Below are 17,911 nucleotides of genomic sequence, written 5' to 3' on the forward strand. Positions count from 1 at the left end.
GTTATGTCAGATCAATTTATGAGCCGTGAAGAACGCCGTAAGGCAAGGCAGACGAAAAGCACTAAGCCCTCTTCACCGAAAAAAGGCAAGAAACAGCGTAAAGGCGGTTTATTCAAAAAGATTGTGCTGTCCTTGGTTATTCTGTTTGTCCTTGGCATAGTCGGCGGAGCGGCGGCATTTGCCGTTTTGGTTTCCGGCGCGCCGTCTTTGGACGAAGCCAAGCTGAAAACGCCTTACTCTTCAACGATTTACGATAAAAACGGCAAAGAAATCGCGGAAGTGGGCGGCGAAAAACGAACCTACGTCCCGATTAAGGATATACCCGATGTTGTGAAAGAAGCATTTATCGCAACTGAAGACGCCCGTTTTTATAAGCACCACGGTATAGACCCGATCCGGATCGGAGGCGCCTTGGTCGCCAACTTTACGGATGGGTTCGGTTCAGAGGGAGGAAGCACAATCACCCAGCAGGTTGTGAAAAACTCGCTTTTGACCCATCAGAAAACGATTAAAAGGAAAGCACAGGAAGTGTGGCTTTCACTGCAGCTGGAGCGCCATTATTCTAAAGATGAAATCTTAGAAATGTATTTAAACAGAATTTATTTCTCACCGCGCGCCTATGGCGTCGGTAAAGCGGCTGAAGAATTCTTCGGCGTAAAAGACTTGAGCAAGCTTACGGTTGAACAGGCGGCAACGCTTGCCGGAATGCCGCAAAGCCCGACCGGATATAACCCGGTTAAAAATCCGAAGGCTTCCGAAAAACGCCGAAACATCGTTCTCAGCTTAATGGAAAAACAAGGATTCATTTCAAATTCTGAATACCAAAAAGCGAAGAAAGTGTCCATGAAAGATGAAGGCGTCGTCAGCCAAAAGGAATACGATAAAAAGGACACAAATAAATACAGCGCTTTTGTCGAAGAAGTTATGAAAGAAATTGAGACAAAAGAAAAGAAAGACGTCGATATTTCAACTGACGGATTGAAAATTTACACGACTCTTGATACGAAAGCACAAGATTATCTTGATCAATTGATGAACGGCGACACAGCCGGATTTACCGAAGGCATGCAGGGCGGCGTCACGCTCCTTGATACGACAAACGGAGAAATCCGCGCCATCGGAGCAGGACGGAACAGAACTACCGGGGGATTCAATTATGCAACACAAGGTAAAACCCAGCCCGGTTCAACGATAAAACCGATTCTTGATTACGGCCCGGTCATTGAAAATAAAAAATGGTCGACGTATGAGCAGATTGACGACTCAGCTTATACGTACTCTGACGGCACTCCGATTCACGACTATGACAATAAATACAGAAATATGATATCAATGCGAGAGGCCCTCTCAGACTCGCGTAATATTCCGGCTCTGAAAGCATATCAAGCAGCCGGTAAAGATAATGCCGTCGACTTCGCAAATGACTTAGGACTAGGATTAAACAAAGAGAGTGTAACCGAATCTTATTCGATCGGAGGATTTGGTCAGGATAACCGCGGTGTATCTACTATGACAATGGCGGGCGCCTACAGCGCTTTCGGAAATAACGGAACGTACAATGAACCGCATGCGGTCACATCGATTGAATTTAATGACGGCACTAAGCTTGATTTAACACCGAAACCGAAAAGTGCTATGAGCGATTACACGGCATTCATGATTACCGATATGCTCAAAACAGTCGTGCAGTCAGGAACAGGCAGACTAGCTCAAGTACCGAACGTGGAAGTCGCCGGTAAAACGGGTACCACTAACTTTACTAAAGAGGACATTCAAAAATATAATATCGCACAAGGCGGAGTCCCAGACTCATGGTTTGTCGGATACACCCCTCAATATACAGCAGCGGTTTGGACCGGAGTTGAGTCTGGCAACAAAGCAGGTAAGAAATCACTGTCTTCTGCTGACCAGCAAGTCGCAAAACGGATTTTCCAAAAGCTGATCTCATACGTTGATGACGGTAAAGGAAGCTTCAAGCAGCCTGACAGCGTCGTCAAAGAAACGGTTGAGAAAGGCTCGAATCCTGCCGCTTTAGCCGGACCGAATACACCGGATGATAAAAAAGTGACGGAGTACTTCGTGAAAGGAACGCAGCCAACTGCCGTTTCTAAAACGTACACGAAAGAAAAAGCCGATAAACCGACAGGATTGCAAGTGAAATACGACAAAGATAAAAAATCATTAACCTTAAGCTGGGATTATGACGGTGATGCAACATTCAATGTCAAACAATCCGTTGACGGCGGAAGCTACAGTGACATTCAAAACAGTTCGGCAAAAGAAGCCGTCGTCTCAGATGTCACGCCAGGCTCCACATACAGCTTCCAGGTGACAGCGGAAAACGATGACGGAAAAAGCGATACGGCATCAGCATCTTTCAAAGTCCCGAAAGATGAAGAAGACGATGCAGATAAAGATAAAGCGACTGACGATGAACAGAAGTCTGATGAAGATAAAGATAAAGACAAGACGCAAACCGATGATTCAAACACAGATGACAATCAAACAGATACGTCAGACGGATCGGATCAAACACCAACTGATGACTCAGATAAAAATCAGGATCAATCCGATAAGGATCAAACGGATAACAACAATCAGAATCAGCCCGGTAACGGGACGGATAACAACGGACAGCAAGATAACGGCTCTGATAATGATTCTGATTCCGGTTCAGACGGCACAAATAAACCTGACAGCGGTCAAACGGACAAAAACCAAGACTCATCTTCAAATATCAATGGGCAGTCCAATTCGTCAACCATCCAGTCAAATTCCGCTCATTAGCGGACGAAATCCTTCACCTCAAACAGGTGAAGGATTTTTTTCATACAAAAAAAACCTCCTTATGAGAAAAGGAGGTTTTTAACATTTGTTCATGGCTTCATATTTATGATATTGTTTCTTCATCTCCGTCATCAATTCATCCAGCTGAATAAACGAGTGAAATTGAGTCGGTTTTGTTAAAATAAACGCCATTCGCTCCGCCCAATTGATCGGTTCGGCGGGAAAATGTTTTGTTTCAAGCACAGTCCAGTCGAGTGATGTGACCCGCTCCCCTGCCGTCCAGTGAAAAGCGGCAATCAGACAGGCAATTCCCTTCAGCATGTCATTTTGATCACATCTCGATTTTCTTGTTTGAAAAACGGGAAGCAGCGTTTCTTTCGTTTCGTTCCAAATCTGAAACAGAAACGGGACATATTCGCCCCTTTCCCTCCATGGCTGCACTGTTGGCTGACCGCTGAAATCCATATACAGCGGATGGCGGCGCAGCGCCGTTTTGATCTCGAGGCTTTCCAAGTCCGTAAGGCTGCGCAGGTATGTTTCATAGCCTGCCAGAATGTCAATCGCCGTCACCGTTTCACCAGCCCTTTTTTGTCACGCTTCTGCCCTTCTCTGCAAAGCGGAAGCAAAGGACATTCCGCACAGCGGGGAGATTGCGCTTTACAATGATACCTGCCGAAAAATATTAATCTGTGATGCGTAACAGACCAATCCTCTTTCGGCACTTTTTTCATTAATGTTTTCTCTACTTCCAAAACAGAGTCCTTCCAGCGGCAGATACCGAGCCGTTTAGAGACCCGCTCCACATGAGTGTCTACTGCAATCGCAGGTACGCCGAAAGCAACAGACACGACCACATTTGCCGTTTTCCGTCCGACACCCGGCAGATTCACAAGCTCATCCCGGTCTTTCGGCACTTCTCCGCCGTACTCTTCGATGATCATTTTGCTCAGCTTTTGAATATTTTTGGCTTTATTACGGTACAGGCCGATTGATTTAATATCCTGCTGGAGTTCTTCCAGCGATACGGCAAGATAATCTTCGGGCCGTTTATATTTTTGAAATAGCGTTTTTGTCACTCTGTTGACGAGAGCATCCGTACATTGCGCGGATAATGCGACTGCCACAACCAATTCGAAAGGATTTGAATGGACAAGTTCACATTCTGCGTGCGGAAACATATCGCCGATTTTTTCAAGACAATATTCAATCTGCTTTAAATTTAACACGTTTCTCCCCTTCTCATGTTATTGTTCCAGCCAATTGTAAAAAGGCACCTGCCTCGTATACTCTTTTTGCGGATCATTTTGTTTCGTTTGAACACGCCGGAATTTTTGGCTGTGCGCCTTCGCCTGCTCAACCGTTTTGAAGCCGTTCTTTTTCCATTCAAATAAAATCCGGTCAATATAGCGAAAACTGAGTTTCCCCGATAAAACGGCTTCTTTTAAGGCGTGTTTAATCAGAATCGCATCATGCTGATCCTGATCCTGCCATATGGCCAGCGTCTCGCATTCAAGCGGCGACAGCGGTCTTCCGAACTCTTCTTCAAAGATGGTATACAGGCTTTTTTGTTCTCTTTCTGACGTTCTTTCCTGCGTTTCGTTTTGTGAATGCTGCATGTAATCATACAGCTTCGCCCATAACGGCTGCAGAGAATATTTTTCAAACTTTATGCCGTTATGGTCTTCACATTCTTCAATAAACAGAAAACCTTTTTGAATAAACATTCTCAGGCAGCTTGTACATTCTTCAGCAGAGATGGACATGCCTGATTGAAGTTCAAACGGCGTCGGAAAATAAGAGCCCTTTTCCAAATGCATTTTAATCTTCAAAAGCAGGATCAATTCGGTTTCATTCAGCCCGAGCTGCCGGTAATGTGTCAGCAGCAGGTTGGGAATGCTTGAAATGCCGAGTTCCTGCATATCTATAAATTGCTGTTTTTTCATCCTTACACCTCTTACTGTAAAAGGTTATCTCCGGGAGCTTTCCCCTTTACTTAGAAAAAGTCTCCCTTGCAGGAGACTTCGTTTTTCATAACTATTACGGATACAGACGGTTCAGAAGTCTCGGGAACGGAATCGTTTCACGCACGTGAGGCGCTCCGCTGATCCAAGCCACTGTCCGCTCAAGTCCAAGGCCGAAGCCGGAGTGCGGAACAGAACCGTATTGTCTGAGTTCAGCATACCATTTGTAAGCATCTGAATCCAGACCGTGTTCTTTTAATCTTTCTTCCAATAAATCCATATCATGAACGCGTTCTGAACCGCCGATGATTTCCCCGTAGCCTTCCGGAGCGATTAAGTCGGCACATAACACGACATCGTCACGATCTTTGGCAGGCTGCATATAAAACGGTTTTAATGACGTCGGATAATGAGTGATAAACACCGGTTTGTCATAGCTTTCTGCGATCGCTGTTTCATGCGGCGCACCGAAGTCATCTCCCCACTCAATATCGTCAAAGCCTTTTTCTTTCAGGAATTCGATCGCTTTATCGTACGTAATGCGCGGGAATGGCGCTTTGATTTGTTCAAGCTTCGATGTGTCTCTTCCTAATGTGTTCAGCTCGATCTTACAATGTTCCAGCACGCTTTGCACGATGTATGCAACATAATTCTCCTGAACTTCAAGGTTTTCTTCAAATTCAACAAATGCCATTTCAGGCTCAATCATCCAGAATTCGATGAGATGGCGTTTCGTTTTCGATTTTTCCGCTCTGAACGTCGGTCCGAAAGAGAATACTTTTCCGAGCGCCATTGCAGCTGCTTCCATATACAGCTGGCCGCTTTGAGACAAGAAGGCGTCTTCATCAAAATATTTCGTCGCGAACAGCTCAGTCGTGCCTTCCGGAGCGCTTCCCGTCAAAATCGGCGGATCAACTTTCACGAAGCCTTCTTTGTTGAAAAATTCATAAGTCGCACGGATGATTTCGTTGCGGATTTTCATAATTGCGTGCTGGCGTTTCGAACGGAGCCATAAATGTCTGTGATCCATTAAGAATTCCGTACCGTGCTCTTTAGGCGTAATCGGATAATCAGTCGCTTCGTGAATGACTTCAATGGATGTAACAGCAAGCTCATAGCCAAGCGGTGAACGCTCGTCCTCTTTCACAATTCCTTTTACATAAAGTGACGTTTCCTGCGTCACTGATTTCGCGATTTGGAAGATGTCTTCTTCTACTTCAGCTTTGACGACAACTCCCTGAATGAAGCCGGTACCGTCTCTCAGCTGTAAAAATGCGATTTTACCGCTTGAGCGTTTATTAGCGACCCAAGCTCCAATCGTTACTTCCTCGCCTGTGTGTTTATACACTTGGTTGATTGTTGTTTTCAAACTCTTTCCCTCCAGAACAAGAAAGACATTCAGGAATCTGCCTGAATCTCTTTTTTCATCACTTTATTATACCCGTTCTACTCTAACGGGGTCAATGCAAGTGAAAAGCGGCTTTAAAAGCCGCTTTTTCAGAATCAGCTGTGTTTTTCCGTGAAGCGGCGGATTCTTTCGACCGCTTCTTCTAAAAGATCAAGTGACGTTGCGTAAGATAAGCGGACGTTGTCCGGTGAGCCGAAACCCGAGCCCGGCACGATGGCGACTTTTTCTTCTTCCAGAAGCGCCTTGACGTATTCATCGACATCTTTGAATCCGCAGTTTTCTGCGGCCGCTTTGGCGTTAGGGAACAAGTAAAACGCCCCTTCAGGCTTGACACAGGTGAATCCGGGAATTTCACTGAGCTGAGCGTAAATGGTGTTCAGTCTGTGCTCAAATGCCTGTCTCATCTCTTCCAGCGGCTCAGCCGGACCGTTATAGGCCGCAATGGCGCCGTATTGAGCGATGGACGTCGGATTTGATGTGCTGTGGCTCGCAAGGCTCGTCATCGCTTTAATAATCGTCTCCGAACCCGCCGCATAGCCGATCCTCCAGCCCGTCATGCTGTGAGATTTCGAAACGCCGTTAATGATGATCGTCTGCTCTTTCAATTCATCTGAAAGCTGTGCGATTGAGACGTGTTTTTTTCCTCCGTATGTAAGCTTCTCATAAATCTCGTCAGAAACGATCAGAATGCCATGCTCCAGACACACTTTTCCGAGTTCCGCAAGCTCTTCTTTCGTATACATAACACCTGTCGGGTTGCTCGGTGAATTGATAATGAGCGCTTTTGTTTTCTCGGTGATGGCCTGCTTCAGCTGCTCCGGTGAAATTTTAAACTGATTGGATTCCAGCCCTTCTGCATAGACGGGACGCCCCCCTGCCAGTTTCACCTGCTCAGGGTAGCTGACCCAGTAAGGAGTCGGTATAATCACTTCGTCCCCTTCATCAAGAATGACCTGAAATAATGTATACAGAGCGTGTTTCGCTCCGGTGCAGACAATGATTTCTGACGGCTTATATTCAATCCCCTGATCGTTTTTGAATTTTTTTGCGATACTGTCTTTCAGCGCCGGCAGACCGCCTGAAGGCGTATATTTCGTATGGCCTTCATTCATGGAACGCACCGCGGCATCTATAATGTGCTGAGGCGTATTAAAATCCGGTTCTCCTGCTCCGAGGCCGATGACATCATGGCCTTCTGCTTTCAGTTCTTTCGCTTTTGCAGTAATTGCAAGTGTTGCAGACGGTGTTAATGCGGATACTCTTTTTGCCAATTTCAACTTGAACTCCCCCTAATACGTCTCACGGTGTGATGTTTTTGAGAATCTTGCCGCTTGTAAAGTCCACATAGCTAAAGCTATACTGCCCGCTTTTGTTGATATAGGTCACTTCCCATAACGGAACATTGTTTTCTCTCGCCGGGTGAACGCCATTCAGCTTGGAAACAAGCCCTTCGTCCCGAACGATCTTGGCAGCCTTGCCGCTTGAAATGCCGTCACTGGCTTTTTTTGAGAGAATTTTTGCTTTTTTGTCGGCCGGAACCCATACATACATATCTTTTCCATGTTTATCCGTTCCGGTAACAACATAATATTTCTGTTTGCCGACAAAGGTCTCCACTTTCTCAGCATCTGTCAGATCCGTTTTTTCTTTAGCCGCTGCGGCAGCTGTTTCGTGGCCTTCTTCTTTTTGAGCCATTGCAGATTTAAAAATGCTGGCCGAAAATAAAAGAACTGCTAAAAAAATAATACCAAATACGGCTGTAAATATTAATGCTTTTTTTCTCATCTTTTTCACCTATGTACGATAAATGGTGAAGACCGCTTCATTTTGATTTTCTTCGTCGAGCGCAAGGCCGAACATCAGATTATCCCGTTTCAAAGTCCGGTTTAATGTATCGACGATTTTATATAAATCATCTGAATGCTCCACATTAATCGTTGACAGAATTTCAATTTTGCTTTCCATTTTTATACCCTCCATCGGTCGAACAAATTTTGTTAGTCATAACGGGATGCGCCCGCGGCATAATAAAATCACAAGGCGGCATGAACCCGCTTTTACTATAAAAACAATTCCTCATCCCACACCACGAAAGCCGCGTTTATGCGGCTTTTATTCCGTTTGGCTGACATAAGCCCCGAGTTCGGCATCCGTCAGCTCCAAAAGGGATGAAGTCGGGAGCGCTTCAAGAAACAGCCGTCCGTATCCCGCCGTCTTTACACGCTGATCTAAAAGAACGATTGTTCCCTTGTCTCCCGCCGTACGGAGCAGGCGCCCGATCCCCTGTCTGAACGTTAACACGGCCTCAGGCAGGGAAATCGTCTGAAACGGATTTTTCCCCTGCTTCTTGGCAAATTCGCATTTTGCGGCATGAAGCGGGTTATCAGGCGCCCTGAAAGGAAGCCTTGCGATCATGACGGTTGACAATTCATCCCCCGGAAAATCAACGCCTTCCCAGAAATGATTCGTCCCGAGCAAAATCGCCCGGCTTGCCGTTTTAAAGGTTTTCATTAATTTACCGGGACTCCCGCCCGAAATACCTTGGGCGAGAAGCTGAATGCCTGAGATCTCCATACTGAGTTTCAGTTCCTGATACACTTTTTTCAGCATATCATGAGACGTAAACAGGACAAGGATCTTCGGCTGTTTTCCCTTTGACATGATTTCTGCATACTTGGCAATATGCTCAATGACTTCCCGCTCCCCGTCATATTTAACGGATTTCATCTCTTTCGGAATGATGACGTTCATCTGATCATCGTAAGAAAAAGGAGACGGGATGCTTTTGGTGCGCGGATAAAAATCCGCAAGTCCGAGCCTTTCAATCATAAATTGAAAAGACTGCTCCACCATTAAGGTCGCTGATGTGAGCACAACGCTTTTTTTGCGGGCGAAAAACTGGTCTGCCAGCATTTCACCGGGCTCCAAAGGCTGCGCATAGATGCTGACGGCATTTTTTGCGCCTTTCGCGTCAATTTCAACCCAAACGGCTTCTTTCTCATCATTTTCAAACAGCAGCCTGCTGAACGTATCGCGATATTCTTTCAGCCCCCTGATACACTTTACATATTCAGCCGCTAAAAAAGCCGCTCCGCTTTTCATCTGTTCAAGCTTTTGATGTAACAGTTTCTCCTGTACTGAAAACATGTCAAGCAGCTGATCCAGCATCGCACAAAGCCGCTCCGCTCCGTCCGTTATCATGTGAAACCCTTTATCCTGGCTTTTATGATTGAGACTATAGACGAGACGGTTCAGATCGTCTTTAGGTTTTCTTCGTTTGACAAAAGAATGCACTGAACTGAAAAATGCGTCGCTTTCCGATTGAATATGCTTCATCCACTCATCGGCGTCAAAAAAACTTTCCGCCGGCAGTTCATACGTATAAAACAGTTTTCTCATCCGCTTTAACAGTCCGTGTTCCTTTAAGGTTCCGATTCGGCTGAGCTTTGTGTGCAGTCCGATGTATGAAGCTCTCTTCCCGAGGTGCTCGCTGGCAGCGCGTTCGAAATGATGCGCTTCATCAATGATGACCGTTCCGCTTGCAGGCAGTTTTTTCGTTTCACTGCTTTGATCTGAAAACAGCAAAGCATGGTTTGTGATAATCAGATCTGCGGCCTGCGCTTTTTCTTTAGCCCGTTCATAAAACCCGGCAGCCGAGTCCTTCCCTTTTTTCAAAAAAGAATTCTCATCGTAAGCCATGCGCTCCCACAGCAATCTGCCGCCTGATGGAAGATTCAGCTCAGCGGCGTCGCCCGTTTCAGTCTCCGTCAGCCAGACGAGAAGCTGTGCTTTCGTCAAAACCGCATCATAGTTGTCATCTTCCTCATGCAGAATATGTTCAAACTTAGGCAGGCACAGATAATGTGATTTCCCTTTTAAAATAGCGGCTTTGACCGGCCAAGGAAACATACGCTCCAAAAGCGGAAGATCTTTAGACATGATCTGCTGCTGCAAAAGAGTAGAGTACGTGCTGATAATCACGGGAGTTTGTTCCGCTTTGGCAAATAAAACAGCCGGAACGAGATAACCGATCGTTTTTCCGATGCCGGGCGCCGCTTCAATCAGCGCATGCTCCCGATTGCGGAAGGCGCCAAGCACTTCATCCATCATCGAAAGCTGCCCTTTCCGCTTTTCATAGCGGGGGATGATATCGGATAAGATCTGTTCTTTTTCTTCGTTCCACTTTTCAAGGTCAATGGCCGCATTCACCGGACGGGAAACCGGAATGTGATCGGGCTCTTTAATTGAAAAAGAGGCGTATGGAATGCAGCTCTTTTCTTCCGCCGGCCTGCTTTCATGTATAAAAGAATCCAAAAGCAGCGTCAAATCGCTGATAAAATGCTGTGAAAGCCTTCTAAGCTGCTTTAACGTCGGTAAAGGCAAATGTTTCAGTTTATGTAAAATGTCTAAAAAGACCAGTCCCGTAACCTCCGCATCGCTGTCTGCGCGGTGAGGGCGGTCATGAACAATATTCAGCTCCGCGCACAACTCACCGAGCTTATATCCTTCAAACCCCGGGAAAACAATACGCGAAAGCTCAACCGTATCAAGCACTTCACAATCCGGCAGCTCATAGCCCGCTTCGCTCAGTTCATGCCGGACAAATCCGAGGTCGAAATGAATATTGTGGGCAACAAAATACGCGCCGTCAAGCAGATGAAAAATCTCCTCTGCGACCGCTTCAAACGGCAGTTCATTTTCAACCATTCCGGACGAAATTCCGGTCAGCTGTTCAATAAACGGCGGGATGGCCTGATTCGGATTGATATATTTTGAAAACCGCTCAGTTATTTGTCCATTTTCAATGACAACCGCTGCGATTTGAATGATTTTATCGCCCTTTTTCGGCGAATTTCCTGTTGTTTCGACATCTATGACAACGAACCGTTGTTTGTTCATTAAAATGGACACCTCAATTCTTGCATACGAGAAAAGTGTAACACGTTTTGTTGAGAAATGGAGCGGAAAAACAGCTTTTGCCCCTAAATCTTAAAAGAAAACCCCCATGAAGGGGGCTCTTTTACAAAATCGTGTGTGCCGGCTCCTGGCCCAGCATCTGCTCGATTTTATTCTGATCATCCAGAACGGCCACCTTCGGCTGATGGCTTTTTGCTTCCTGATCAGACATCATTTGATAAGAAATAATAATGACTTTATCTCCTTCTTGGACGAGACGGGCGGCAGCTCCGTTTAAACAGATGACGCCGCTCCCCCGCTTACCGGGAATAATATACGTTTCAAGTCTCGCTCCGTTGTTATTATTCACAATCTGAACTTTTTCATTAGCGAGCATTCCGACGGCATCTAAAAGATCTTCATCAATCGTTATGCTGCCGACATAGTTTAAATTGGCTTCCGTCACGGTAGCGCGGTGCAGTTTTCCGGCCATCATAGTGCGGTACATATTATGATCTCTCCCATTCATCAATATCAATAATGATATTATCAATCAGTCTGGCTTTAGAAAATTGGACGGCGCAGGCCAGAATGACCTTGCCGTTTAATGTTTTAAGCGGAGTCAGCTCCGGATAAGCGTACAGTTCGGCATAATCAATGACGCCGCTTGTGTTTTCGATGATATCGGTGACGGTTTTTATGACGGTTTCCGGATTTCTTTCACCGTCTCTGATCAGTTCGGCACCTTGCTGCAATGCTTTATAGATCATCGGCGCTTCTTTGCGTTCCTGCTCAGTCAGATAGACGTTGCGAGAGCTTTTGGCAAGTCCGTCTTCTTCTCTGACCGTGTCCACTGCAACCAATTCGATATCCATAAAGAAATCCTCAATCAATCCGTCCACAACCGCTGCCTGCTGGGCATCTTTCAGGCCGAAGTAGGCGCGGGTCGGTTTAACGAGATTGAAAAACTTCGTCAGCACAGTGGCCACTCCGTCAAAATGGCCGACGCGGGAGGCGCCGCACAACACGTCAGTTCTCCTTTTCACTTGCACGGCAACATTTTGCTCGCCTTTATACATATCACTTGGAGACGGCGTAAACAAAACATTTGCCCCCGCCTGTTCTGCAAGCCGGGCATCGCGCTTTAAATCCCGCGGATATGCTTCGTAATCCTCGCCCGGTCCGAATTGAGTCGGATTGACAAAGATGCTCATCACGACAATATCGTTTTCTTTGCTTGCTTTTTCAACCAGCGTCAGATGTCCTTCATGAAGAAAACCCATTGTCGGGACGAATCCGATCGTCCGGCCTTCTGAGCGGTATTGTGCAATCAATTCTTTCAGCTGTTGAGTTTCTGTCAGTTGTTTCATCGCTTACTTTCCTCCGTACAAGCCTTGCAGCACAGTTTGGTTTATCTGAAAGGAATGCTTTTCTTCCGGGAAAACCCGTTCTTTCACATCACGGACATAATCGCTGAGGGCCGACTCAATCGTGCCGTCGATTTTGGCGTATTGCTTCACGAACTTCGGTGTTCTGTCCACGCCGTGGCCAACGACGTCATGATAAACAAGGACTTGGCCGTCCGCTTTTGAACCGGCTCCGATTCCGATGACGGGAATGGATACTTCTTCTTTTATTTTAGCAGTCAGTTCAGCAGGCACGCATTCAAGCACGAGCATCATCGCTCCCGCCTGCTCGCATTTGATGCTGTCTTCAATGAGCTTTTTCGCGCTTTGCTCATCTTTTCCCTGCACTTTATATCCGCCTAATACGCCGACAGACTGCGGTGTGAGGCCTAAATGGCTGACGACGGGAATTCCGCCGAGAGTCAGCGCACGGATGGATTCGAAAACGCCGTCTCCGCCTTCCAGCTTTAACGCGTCCGCGCCGCTTTCCTGAATAATGGCCGCGGCGTTTTTCAATGTATCCTCTTTTGAAAGGTGGTAAGACATAAACGGCATGTCAGTTACGATAAACGTATTTTTCGCACCGCGTTTTACCGCTTTTGTATGGTGAATCATGTCACTGACCGTTACGCCGACTGTTGAATCGAGTCCGAGCACCACCATTCCGAGCGAATCCCCGACTAAAATCATGTCGACTCCCGCCTGTTCCGCAAGCTTTGCCTGCGGATAATCGTAAGCGGTCAGCATCACGATCGGCTCTCCGTTTTCCTTCATTTTCATGAAATCCAGTTTTGTTTTCATTCTGTTTCTCCTCCTCTAAACGGTGAGGAGATGAGCCGCCAATTCTTCGCAAGCAAAAAAGCCTTCTGTAAAATAAGAAGGATTCCCACTTGTTTAACGTTCGGCGAATGTCATCCCTCTGTCCCAGTCCTTTTTTGGATCAAGGCAGACTTTTCGTAATCTCTGTTCTGCTGATCAGGTGCAGTTCATTATGATACTGCCCATAGGAAGTATACCAAATTCACGAGGCTTGTACCAACTAAGATTAATTGAGCTCAATATCGGCAGAATAGATCTTCTTTATACCGTCTCTCGTTTCCAAGAGAAGAACTCCCTCATCATCAATGCCGAGCGATTTCCCGTAAAACGTCCCTTGCAGCGTTCTCGCACTGAGCTCGTTCCCCAGTCCGACCGCATAGCTTTCCCATAGCAGCTTGATCGGTGTAAAGCCGTGGTTCAAGTAATCCTGATAGCGTTTTTCAAAAGTCAGCAAAATCTCTTGTATCAGACCCGCTCTGTCAATTTTTTCGCCGGCTTCCATGCTCAGGCTCGTCGCAATGTCCTGAAGCTCGCCGGGAAAATCGGCTTCCTGCTGGTTCACGTTGATGCCGATCCCGAGAATAACCGAACGGACATGGTTTTCTTCTGCCTGCAGCTCAGTTAAAATCCCGACGGCTTTTTTGCGGTGAATCATTAAATCATTCGGCCATTTAATGGCGGGCTGTACTCCTGTAAAGGCCTCGATGGCCTGAACGACCGCAACAGCGGATAACAGGGTGAGCTGCGGCGTTTTTTGCAAAGGAACGTCGGGTCTCAGAATGAGGCTCATCCAAATCCCGTTTCCCTCCTGTGAATGCCACACTCTGGCCATTCTTCCTCTGCCTGCCGTTTGTTTATCGGCGACTACGAGCGTCCCTTCCGGCGCACCGTCATTGGCAAGTTCATGAGCAGTTTTTTGGGTGGACGGCAGGACGTCCCGGTAATGAAGCTGTTTGCCCAAAACCTTTGTTTTCAGCCCGAAACGGATTTCGGATTCACTGAGTTTCCCCGGTTTTTTAATGAGCCTGTACCCTTTTCGTCTGACCGCCTCAACCTCATAGCCCTCTTTGCGGAGTTCCTCTATATGTTTCCAAACGGCGGTTCTCGAGCAGCCGAGCGCGTCACTTATTTTCTGCCCGGAGATAAAGCCGTCACCCGCCTCAGAAAATAAATCAATTAATCGGGTTCTTAATGTTGATCCCATGATGCGAGCCACTCCTTTATGTCATGTTTTCGGTTAGGGAGCTTCCCTGCCAATACCGCTTCTTCAATCCGGCGAAGTTCTTCGGCCACCCATTTACCCGCGCGGCGGTTTCTGAGCTCCATCAGATCAGCGCCTGAAATGTCGAGGTCTCGAAGGCTTTTGATCGGCAGCTGCTCATACAGGCTCTGAACCTCTTTCAGCTTTTGTTCATCAATCGTCTTATGCTTTTTCAGCATCCCGATTTTAACGGCTGAAAACAGCGCCTCTCCCGCCCGGTACATCGCTTCCGCTTCCAGCTGCGCCGGATAAACGCTTATGATCTGCACCGCTTTTTTTATGACTTTTCCCGGCAGTTTCCATTGTTTTAAAAACGCCTCGGCGCTTTTCGGACAAAGACCGAGAAACAATAACAGCGCTGCCCAGCGTTCTTCGCGTGCATCTAAAGAAGAAAACGGAAATCCGCTCGCTTCAAGCATTTGCTGCTCATAACCGGAAAGGCCGGGCAGCTCTTGTATCAGACCTGTTTGCACCATCGTTTGAATCGCTTCTTGTGAGGAATCGCCCTGCAGCAGCTTTTCAAATTCGACGGTCTTTCGTTCTACTGATACATGTGCCAAAAGCTCCCTGTCTTTTATGACGGCCTCTCTTGTTTCTTTTTCTAACAGAAAGCCGAGCTGACTCATAAAGCGGACGGCTCTCATCATCCGCAGAGCGTCTTCCCGAAAACGGTCTTCAGGATTACCCACCGTACGGATCAGCTTTTGACCGATATCATGCGCGCCTCCGAAATAATCAAGCAGCTCTCCCTCGGCAGACATCGCCATCGCATTTATCGTTAAGTCTCTCCGCTTTAAGTCTTCTGATAAAGAAGTAATGAACCGCACAGTTTCAGGGCGCCGGTAGTCCTTATATTCTGATTCGGCGCGAAAAGTGGTGACTTCATAGGTTTCATCTTCCCACAAGACGATTACGGTGCCGTGCTCTTTTCCTACATCGACAGTCCGCTTAAAGAGGCGCTCCACCTCATTCGGCGAAGCGCTGGTTGCGATATCCACATCACCTATTTTCCGTTTCATATAGCTGTCTCTGACGGCTCCCCCGACAAAGTACGCCTGATGGCCCGCCTTCATCAGATGATGAAGGATGGGGAGGGCTTTGACAAATTCCTGTTCCATAAGATCACTCCGGTCCTGCCAATTCGTCATAAATCCGTTCATACTGACTGACGATTCTTTGCGAAGAAAAGGCGGTCTCCACCATTTTCAGCGCATGGTCAGTCAATCGTTTGCTGAGCTGTTTATCTTCTAAAACGGCAAGCGCTTTTTCAGATGCCTCCTGAATATCGCCGACTTCCACCAGAAAACCGCTTACTTGATCTTTAATCACTTCCGGGATTCCGCCGATATTTGTTCCGATGCACGGCACGCCGCAGGCCATCGCTTCAAGGAGGACGAGTCCGAAACTTTCTTTTTCAGACAGAAGAAGCTTAAGATCGCTGATGGAATACAGCTCTTCCACTCTGTCCTGATTTCCGAGGAGCAGCACTTGATCCTGCAGTCCGTATTTTTCGACAAGCTGCCAAGCGACGCACTTTTCCGGCCCGTCGCCGACAAGCAGGAGCTTCGCCTTTGTTTTGGCTGCGATATTACGGAAAACGCGGATGACGTCTTTAACACGTTTTACTTTTCTGAAGTTCGAAACATGGATGACGACCTTTTCATCCGGCAAAATGCCATGTTTCTCTTTTATACTCTCTGTATTTTTCTTAAGATAAACACGTTCATCAATAAAGTTGTAGATGGTCTCAATTTTTTTATCCGGCTTGATTAAGTCATATGTTTCTCCGGCAAGCGCGGTTGATACCGCCGTCACTCTGTCGGACGCTTCGATGGCAAAACGGATTAAATCCTTTAATGACGGATCATATCCTAAAACGGTGATGTCCGTACCGTGAAGTGTCGTCACGATGCCGATGTCACGCTTGAGCATCTGCTTGGCGAGATAAGCGCATACCGCATGCGGCAGCGCATAATGCGCGTGAATGATATCAAGATTTTCCCTCGCGGCAACCTCGGCGATTTTGCTCGCCAGCGTAAGGTCATAAGGCGGATATTTAAATACCGCGTATTGGTTGACTTCCACCTCATGAAAATGAATATTCGGATGATATGTATTTAATCTGAACGGGATGCTTGATGTGATGAAATGAACCTGGTGCCCTTTTTCCGCAAGCAGCTTGCCGAGTTCCGTCGCAATAATACCCGAGCCTCCGACACTCGGGTAGCATGTAATCCCTATTTTTAATGGTCTCATTGTCCGCCCCCAAAAACATCATCATTCAAAACGGGAAGCTGTTTTGAAAAGAAACCTTCGGCATACCCCGTCCCGGCTTCTTTGCCATACAGTCTTTCCCTCGCTTCCACCATTTCGATATAACCGTTGGTCAGCGGTGTGTTCACTGACTGCGCCGTAGGAATAAACTGGCTTTGATAGGCGTGCAGGCTTTCTTTTTTCAGATCGATGGTTTCCGTTATGTCGATTACAAAGTCCGGACGGTGAAACCCGTTGATCATATAATAGTATACGCGCTGAGCCTTATGAGCCGGCAGTTCCTGGTGATCTCTGTATTTATGAATTCCCGCTGAGAACACCGCTTCTTCGACCAAAGCCGCCGCATTGCCGTGGTCAGGATGGCGGTCTTTCGGATAAGGCATGAAAACGGTTTTCGGCCGGCAGGCTCTGATGACACTGACAATCCGGCGGATGCCGTCCTCACTTTTCAAAAGCCCGCGGTCGGGAAGCGTAAGCTGGATTCTCTCTTTTACGCCGAGAATTCGGGCCGCCTCTGCCGCTTCTTCTTTTCTTATCCCTACCGTTCCGTTAGATGATAGTTCGGCCTCGGTCAAATCGCATATCACCGCGGTTTTTCCTTGAGCCGTAAATTTTGCGATCGTGCCGCCCATACCGATCTCGACATCATCACTATGGGCGCCGAACGCCAGAATATCAACGTGTTCAGACATTCGGCTCTCCTCCGCGCACAAGATTGCGGAAATCAAATGCCCCGCCATCCAGCGTCCGGACGAGGATTTCCGCTGTTCCCATATTTGTGGCGAGCGGGATCGCGTATACGTCACACAGCCGGATCAGCGCCGAGACATCCGGTTCGTGAGGCTGCGCAGTTAACGGATCGCGCAGAAAAATGACGAGATCCAGGGCATTTGCTGCAATCAATGCGCCGATTTGCTGATCTCCGCCGAGCGGGCCGGATTGAAAACGTTCAACAGACAATCCGGTCGCTTCCTGGATTTTCAGGCCTGTCGTACCCGTCGCGTATAACTCATGATGGCTCAATATATCTTTATATGCGGTCGTAAACTGAACCATATCCTGCTTTTTTTTATCGTGAGCAATCAAAGCAATTTTCATT

At 47.1% G+C, this 17,911-nt stretch carries 17 protein-coding genes; 1 reads left to right on the forward strand and 16 read right to left on the reverse strand.

Going from position 1 to position 17,911, the window contains the following annotated elements:
* Window positions 1–3 precede the first annotated feature (3 nt).
* Window positions 4–2,787: a PBP1A family penicillin-binding protein gene (locus tag J6600_RS10495; protein ID WP_209387383.1), complete on the forward strand. Its 2,784-nt coding sequence runs from the start codon at window positions 4–6 to the stop codon at window positions 2,785–2,787.
* 78 nt (window positions 2,788–2,865) lie between these two features.
* Here the strand turns inward: J6600_RS10495 and J6600_RS10500 are convergent, their stop codons facing one another.
* The 16 genes from J6600_RS10500 to mgsA all read right to left on the reverse strand — a co-directional run bounded on the left by J6600_RS10500 (window position 2,866) and on the right by mgsA (window position 17,910).
* Complete coding sequence (locus J6600_RS10500) at window positions 2,866–3,357, reverse strand: YpoC family protein (protein WP_012117839.1); 492 nt, start codon at window positions 3,355–3,357, stop codon at window positions 2,866–2,868.
* Window positions 3,354–4,013, reverse strand: a complete 660-nt coding sequence (gene nth, locus J6600_RS10505) for an endonuclease III (RefSeq protein WP_007612187.1) — start codon at window positions 4,011–4,013, stop codon at window positions 3,354–3,356. The genes J6600_RS10500 and nth overlap by 4 nt, the downstream gene beginning before the upstream one ends.
* Before the next feature lie 18 nt (window positions 4,014–4,031).
* Window positions 4,032–4,730 carry a DNA replication protein DnaD gene (gene dnaD / locus J6600_RS10510; protein ID WP_003153516.1) on the reverse strand — a complete coding sequence of 233 codons (699 nt, stop codon included), beginning with the start codon at window positions 4,728–4,730 and terminating at the stop codon, window positions 4,032–4,034.
* A 94-nt stretch (window positions 4,731–4,824) separates the two neighbouring features.
* Complete coding sequence (gene asnS, locus J6600_RS10515) at window positions 4,825–6,117, reverse strand: asparagine--tRNA ligase (RefSeq protein WP_003153515.1); 1,293 nt, start codon at window positions 6,115–6,117, stop codon at window positions 4,825–4,827.
* 134 nt (window positions 6,118–6,251) lie between these two features.
* Window positions 6,252–7,433, reverse strand: coding sequence for a pyridoxal phosphate-dependent aminotransferase (locus J6600_RS10520; protein ID WP_007612190.1), 1,182 nt, complete (start codon window positions 7,431–7,433; stop codon window positions 6,252–6,254).
* Between the two features lie 22 nt (window positions 7,434–7,455).
* Window positions 7,456–7,941, reverse strand: coding sequence for a cell wall elongation/penicillin-binding protein regulator TseB (gene tseB / locus J6600_RS10525; protein ID WP_007409483.1), 486 nt, complete (start codon window positions 7,939–7,941; stop codon window positions 7,456–7,458).
* Between the two features lie 9 nt (window positions 7,942–7,950).
* Window positions 7,951–8,121, reverse strand: a complete 171-nt coding sequence (locus J6600_RS10530; protein ID WP_003153512.1) for a YpmA family protein — start codon at window positions 8,119–8,121, stop codon at window positions 7,951–7,953.
* 147 nt (window positions 8,122–8,268) lie between these two features.
* On the reverse strand, window positions 8,269–11,055 hold the full coding sequence (gene dinG / locus J6600_RS10535) for an ATP-dependent DNA helicase DinG (protein ID WP_209387384.1): 2,787 nt from the start codon (window positions 11,053–11,055) through the stop codon (window positions 8,269–8,271).
* A 121-nt stretch (window positions 11,056–11,176) separates the two neighbouring features.
* On the reverse strand, window positions 11,177–11,560 hold the full coding sequence (panD, locus tag J6600_RS10540; protein WP_003153510.1) for an aspartate 1-decarboxylase: 384 nt from the start codon (window positions 11,558–11,560) through the stop codon (window positions 11,177–11,179).
* 1 nt (window position 11,561) lies between these two features.
* Entirely contained in the window at window positions 11,562–12,422 is an 861-nt protein-coding gene (panC, locus tag J6600_RS10545) for a pantoate--beta-alanine ligase (RefSeq protein ID WP_061862322.1), read from the reverse strand.
* Between the two features lie 3 nt (window positions 12,423–12,425).
* Window positions 12,426–13,259, reverse strand: a complete 834-nt coding sequence (gene panB, locus J6600_RS10550) for a 3-methyl-2-oxobutanoate hydroxymethyltransferase (protein ID WP_007409480.1) — start codon at window positions 13,257–13,259, stop codon at window positions 12,426–12,428.
* 244 nt (window positions 13,260–13,503) lie between these two features.
* Window positions 13,504–14,481 carry a biotin--[acetyl-CoA-carboxylase] ligase gene (locus J6600_RS10555; protein WP_209387385.1) on the reverse strand — a complete coding sequence of 326 codons (978 nt, stop codon included), beginning with the start codon at window positions 14,479–14,481 and terminating at the stop codon, window positions 13,504–13,506.
* Window positions 14,466–15,656: a CCA tRNA nucleotidyltransferase gene (locus J6600_RS10560; protein ID WP_209387386.1), complete on the reverse strand. Its 1,191-nt coding sequence runs from the start codon at window positions 15,654–15,656 to the stop codon at window positions 14,466–14,468. The genes J6600_RS10555 and J6600_RS10560 overlap by 16 nt, the downstream gene beginning before the upstream one ends.
* A gap of 4 nt (window positions 15,657–15,660) precedes the next feature.
* The gene (gene bshA, locus J6600_RS10565; protein WP_029973651.1) at window positions 15,661–16,794 is read right to left on the reverse strand and encodes an N-acetyl-alpha-D-glucosaminyl L-malate synthase BshA; all 1,134 of its coding nucleotides are present in this window, start codon (window positions 16,792–16,794) and stop codon (window positions 15,661–15,663) included.
* The gene (gene bshB1, locus J6600_RS10570) at window positions 16,791–17,504 is read right to left on the reverse strand and encodes a bacillithiol biosynthesis deacetylase BshB1 (RefSeq protein ID WP_003153501.1); all 714 of its coding nucleotides are present in this window, start codon (window positions 17,502–17,504) and stop codon (window positions 16,791–16,793) included. Before bshB1 ends, bshA begins: the two co-directional genes overlap by 4 nt.
* A complete protein-coding gene (gene mgsA, locus J6600_RS10575; RefSeq protein ID WP_003153499.1) occupies window positions 17,497–17,910 on the reverse strand; it encodes a methylglyoxal synthase in 414 nt (137 codons plus the stop codon). Before mgsA ends, bshB1 begins: the two co-directional genes overlap by 8 nt.
* Window position 17,911: the final 1 nt, after the last annotated feature.

It is taken from the genome of Bacillus sp. LJBV19 (assembly GCF_017797845.1).
GTDB lineage: Bacteria > Bacillota > Bacilli > Bacillales > Bacillaceae > Bacillus > Bacillus velezensis.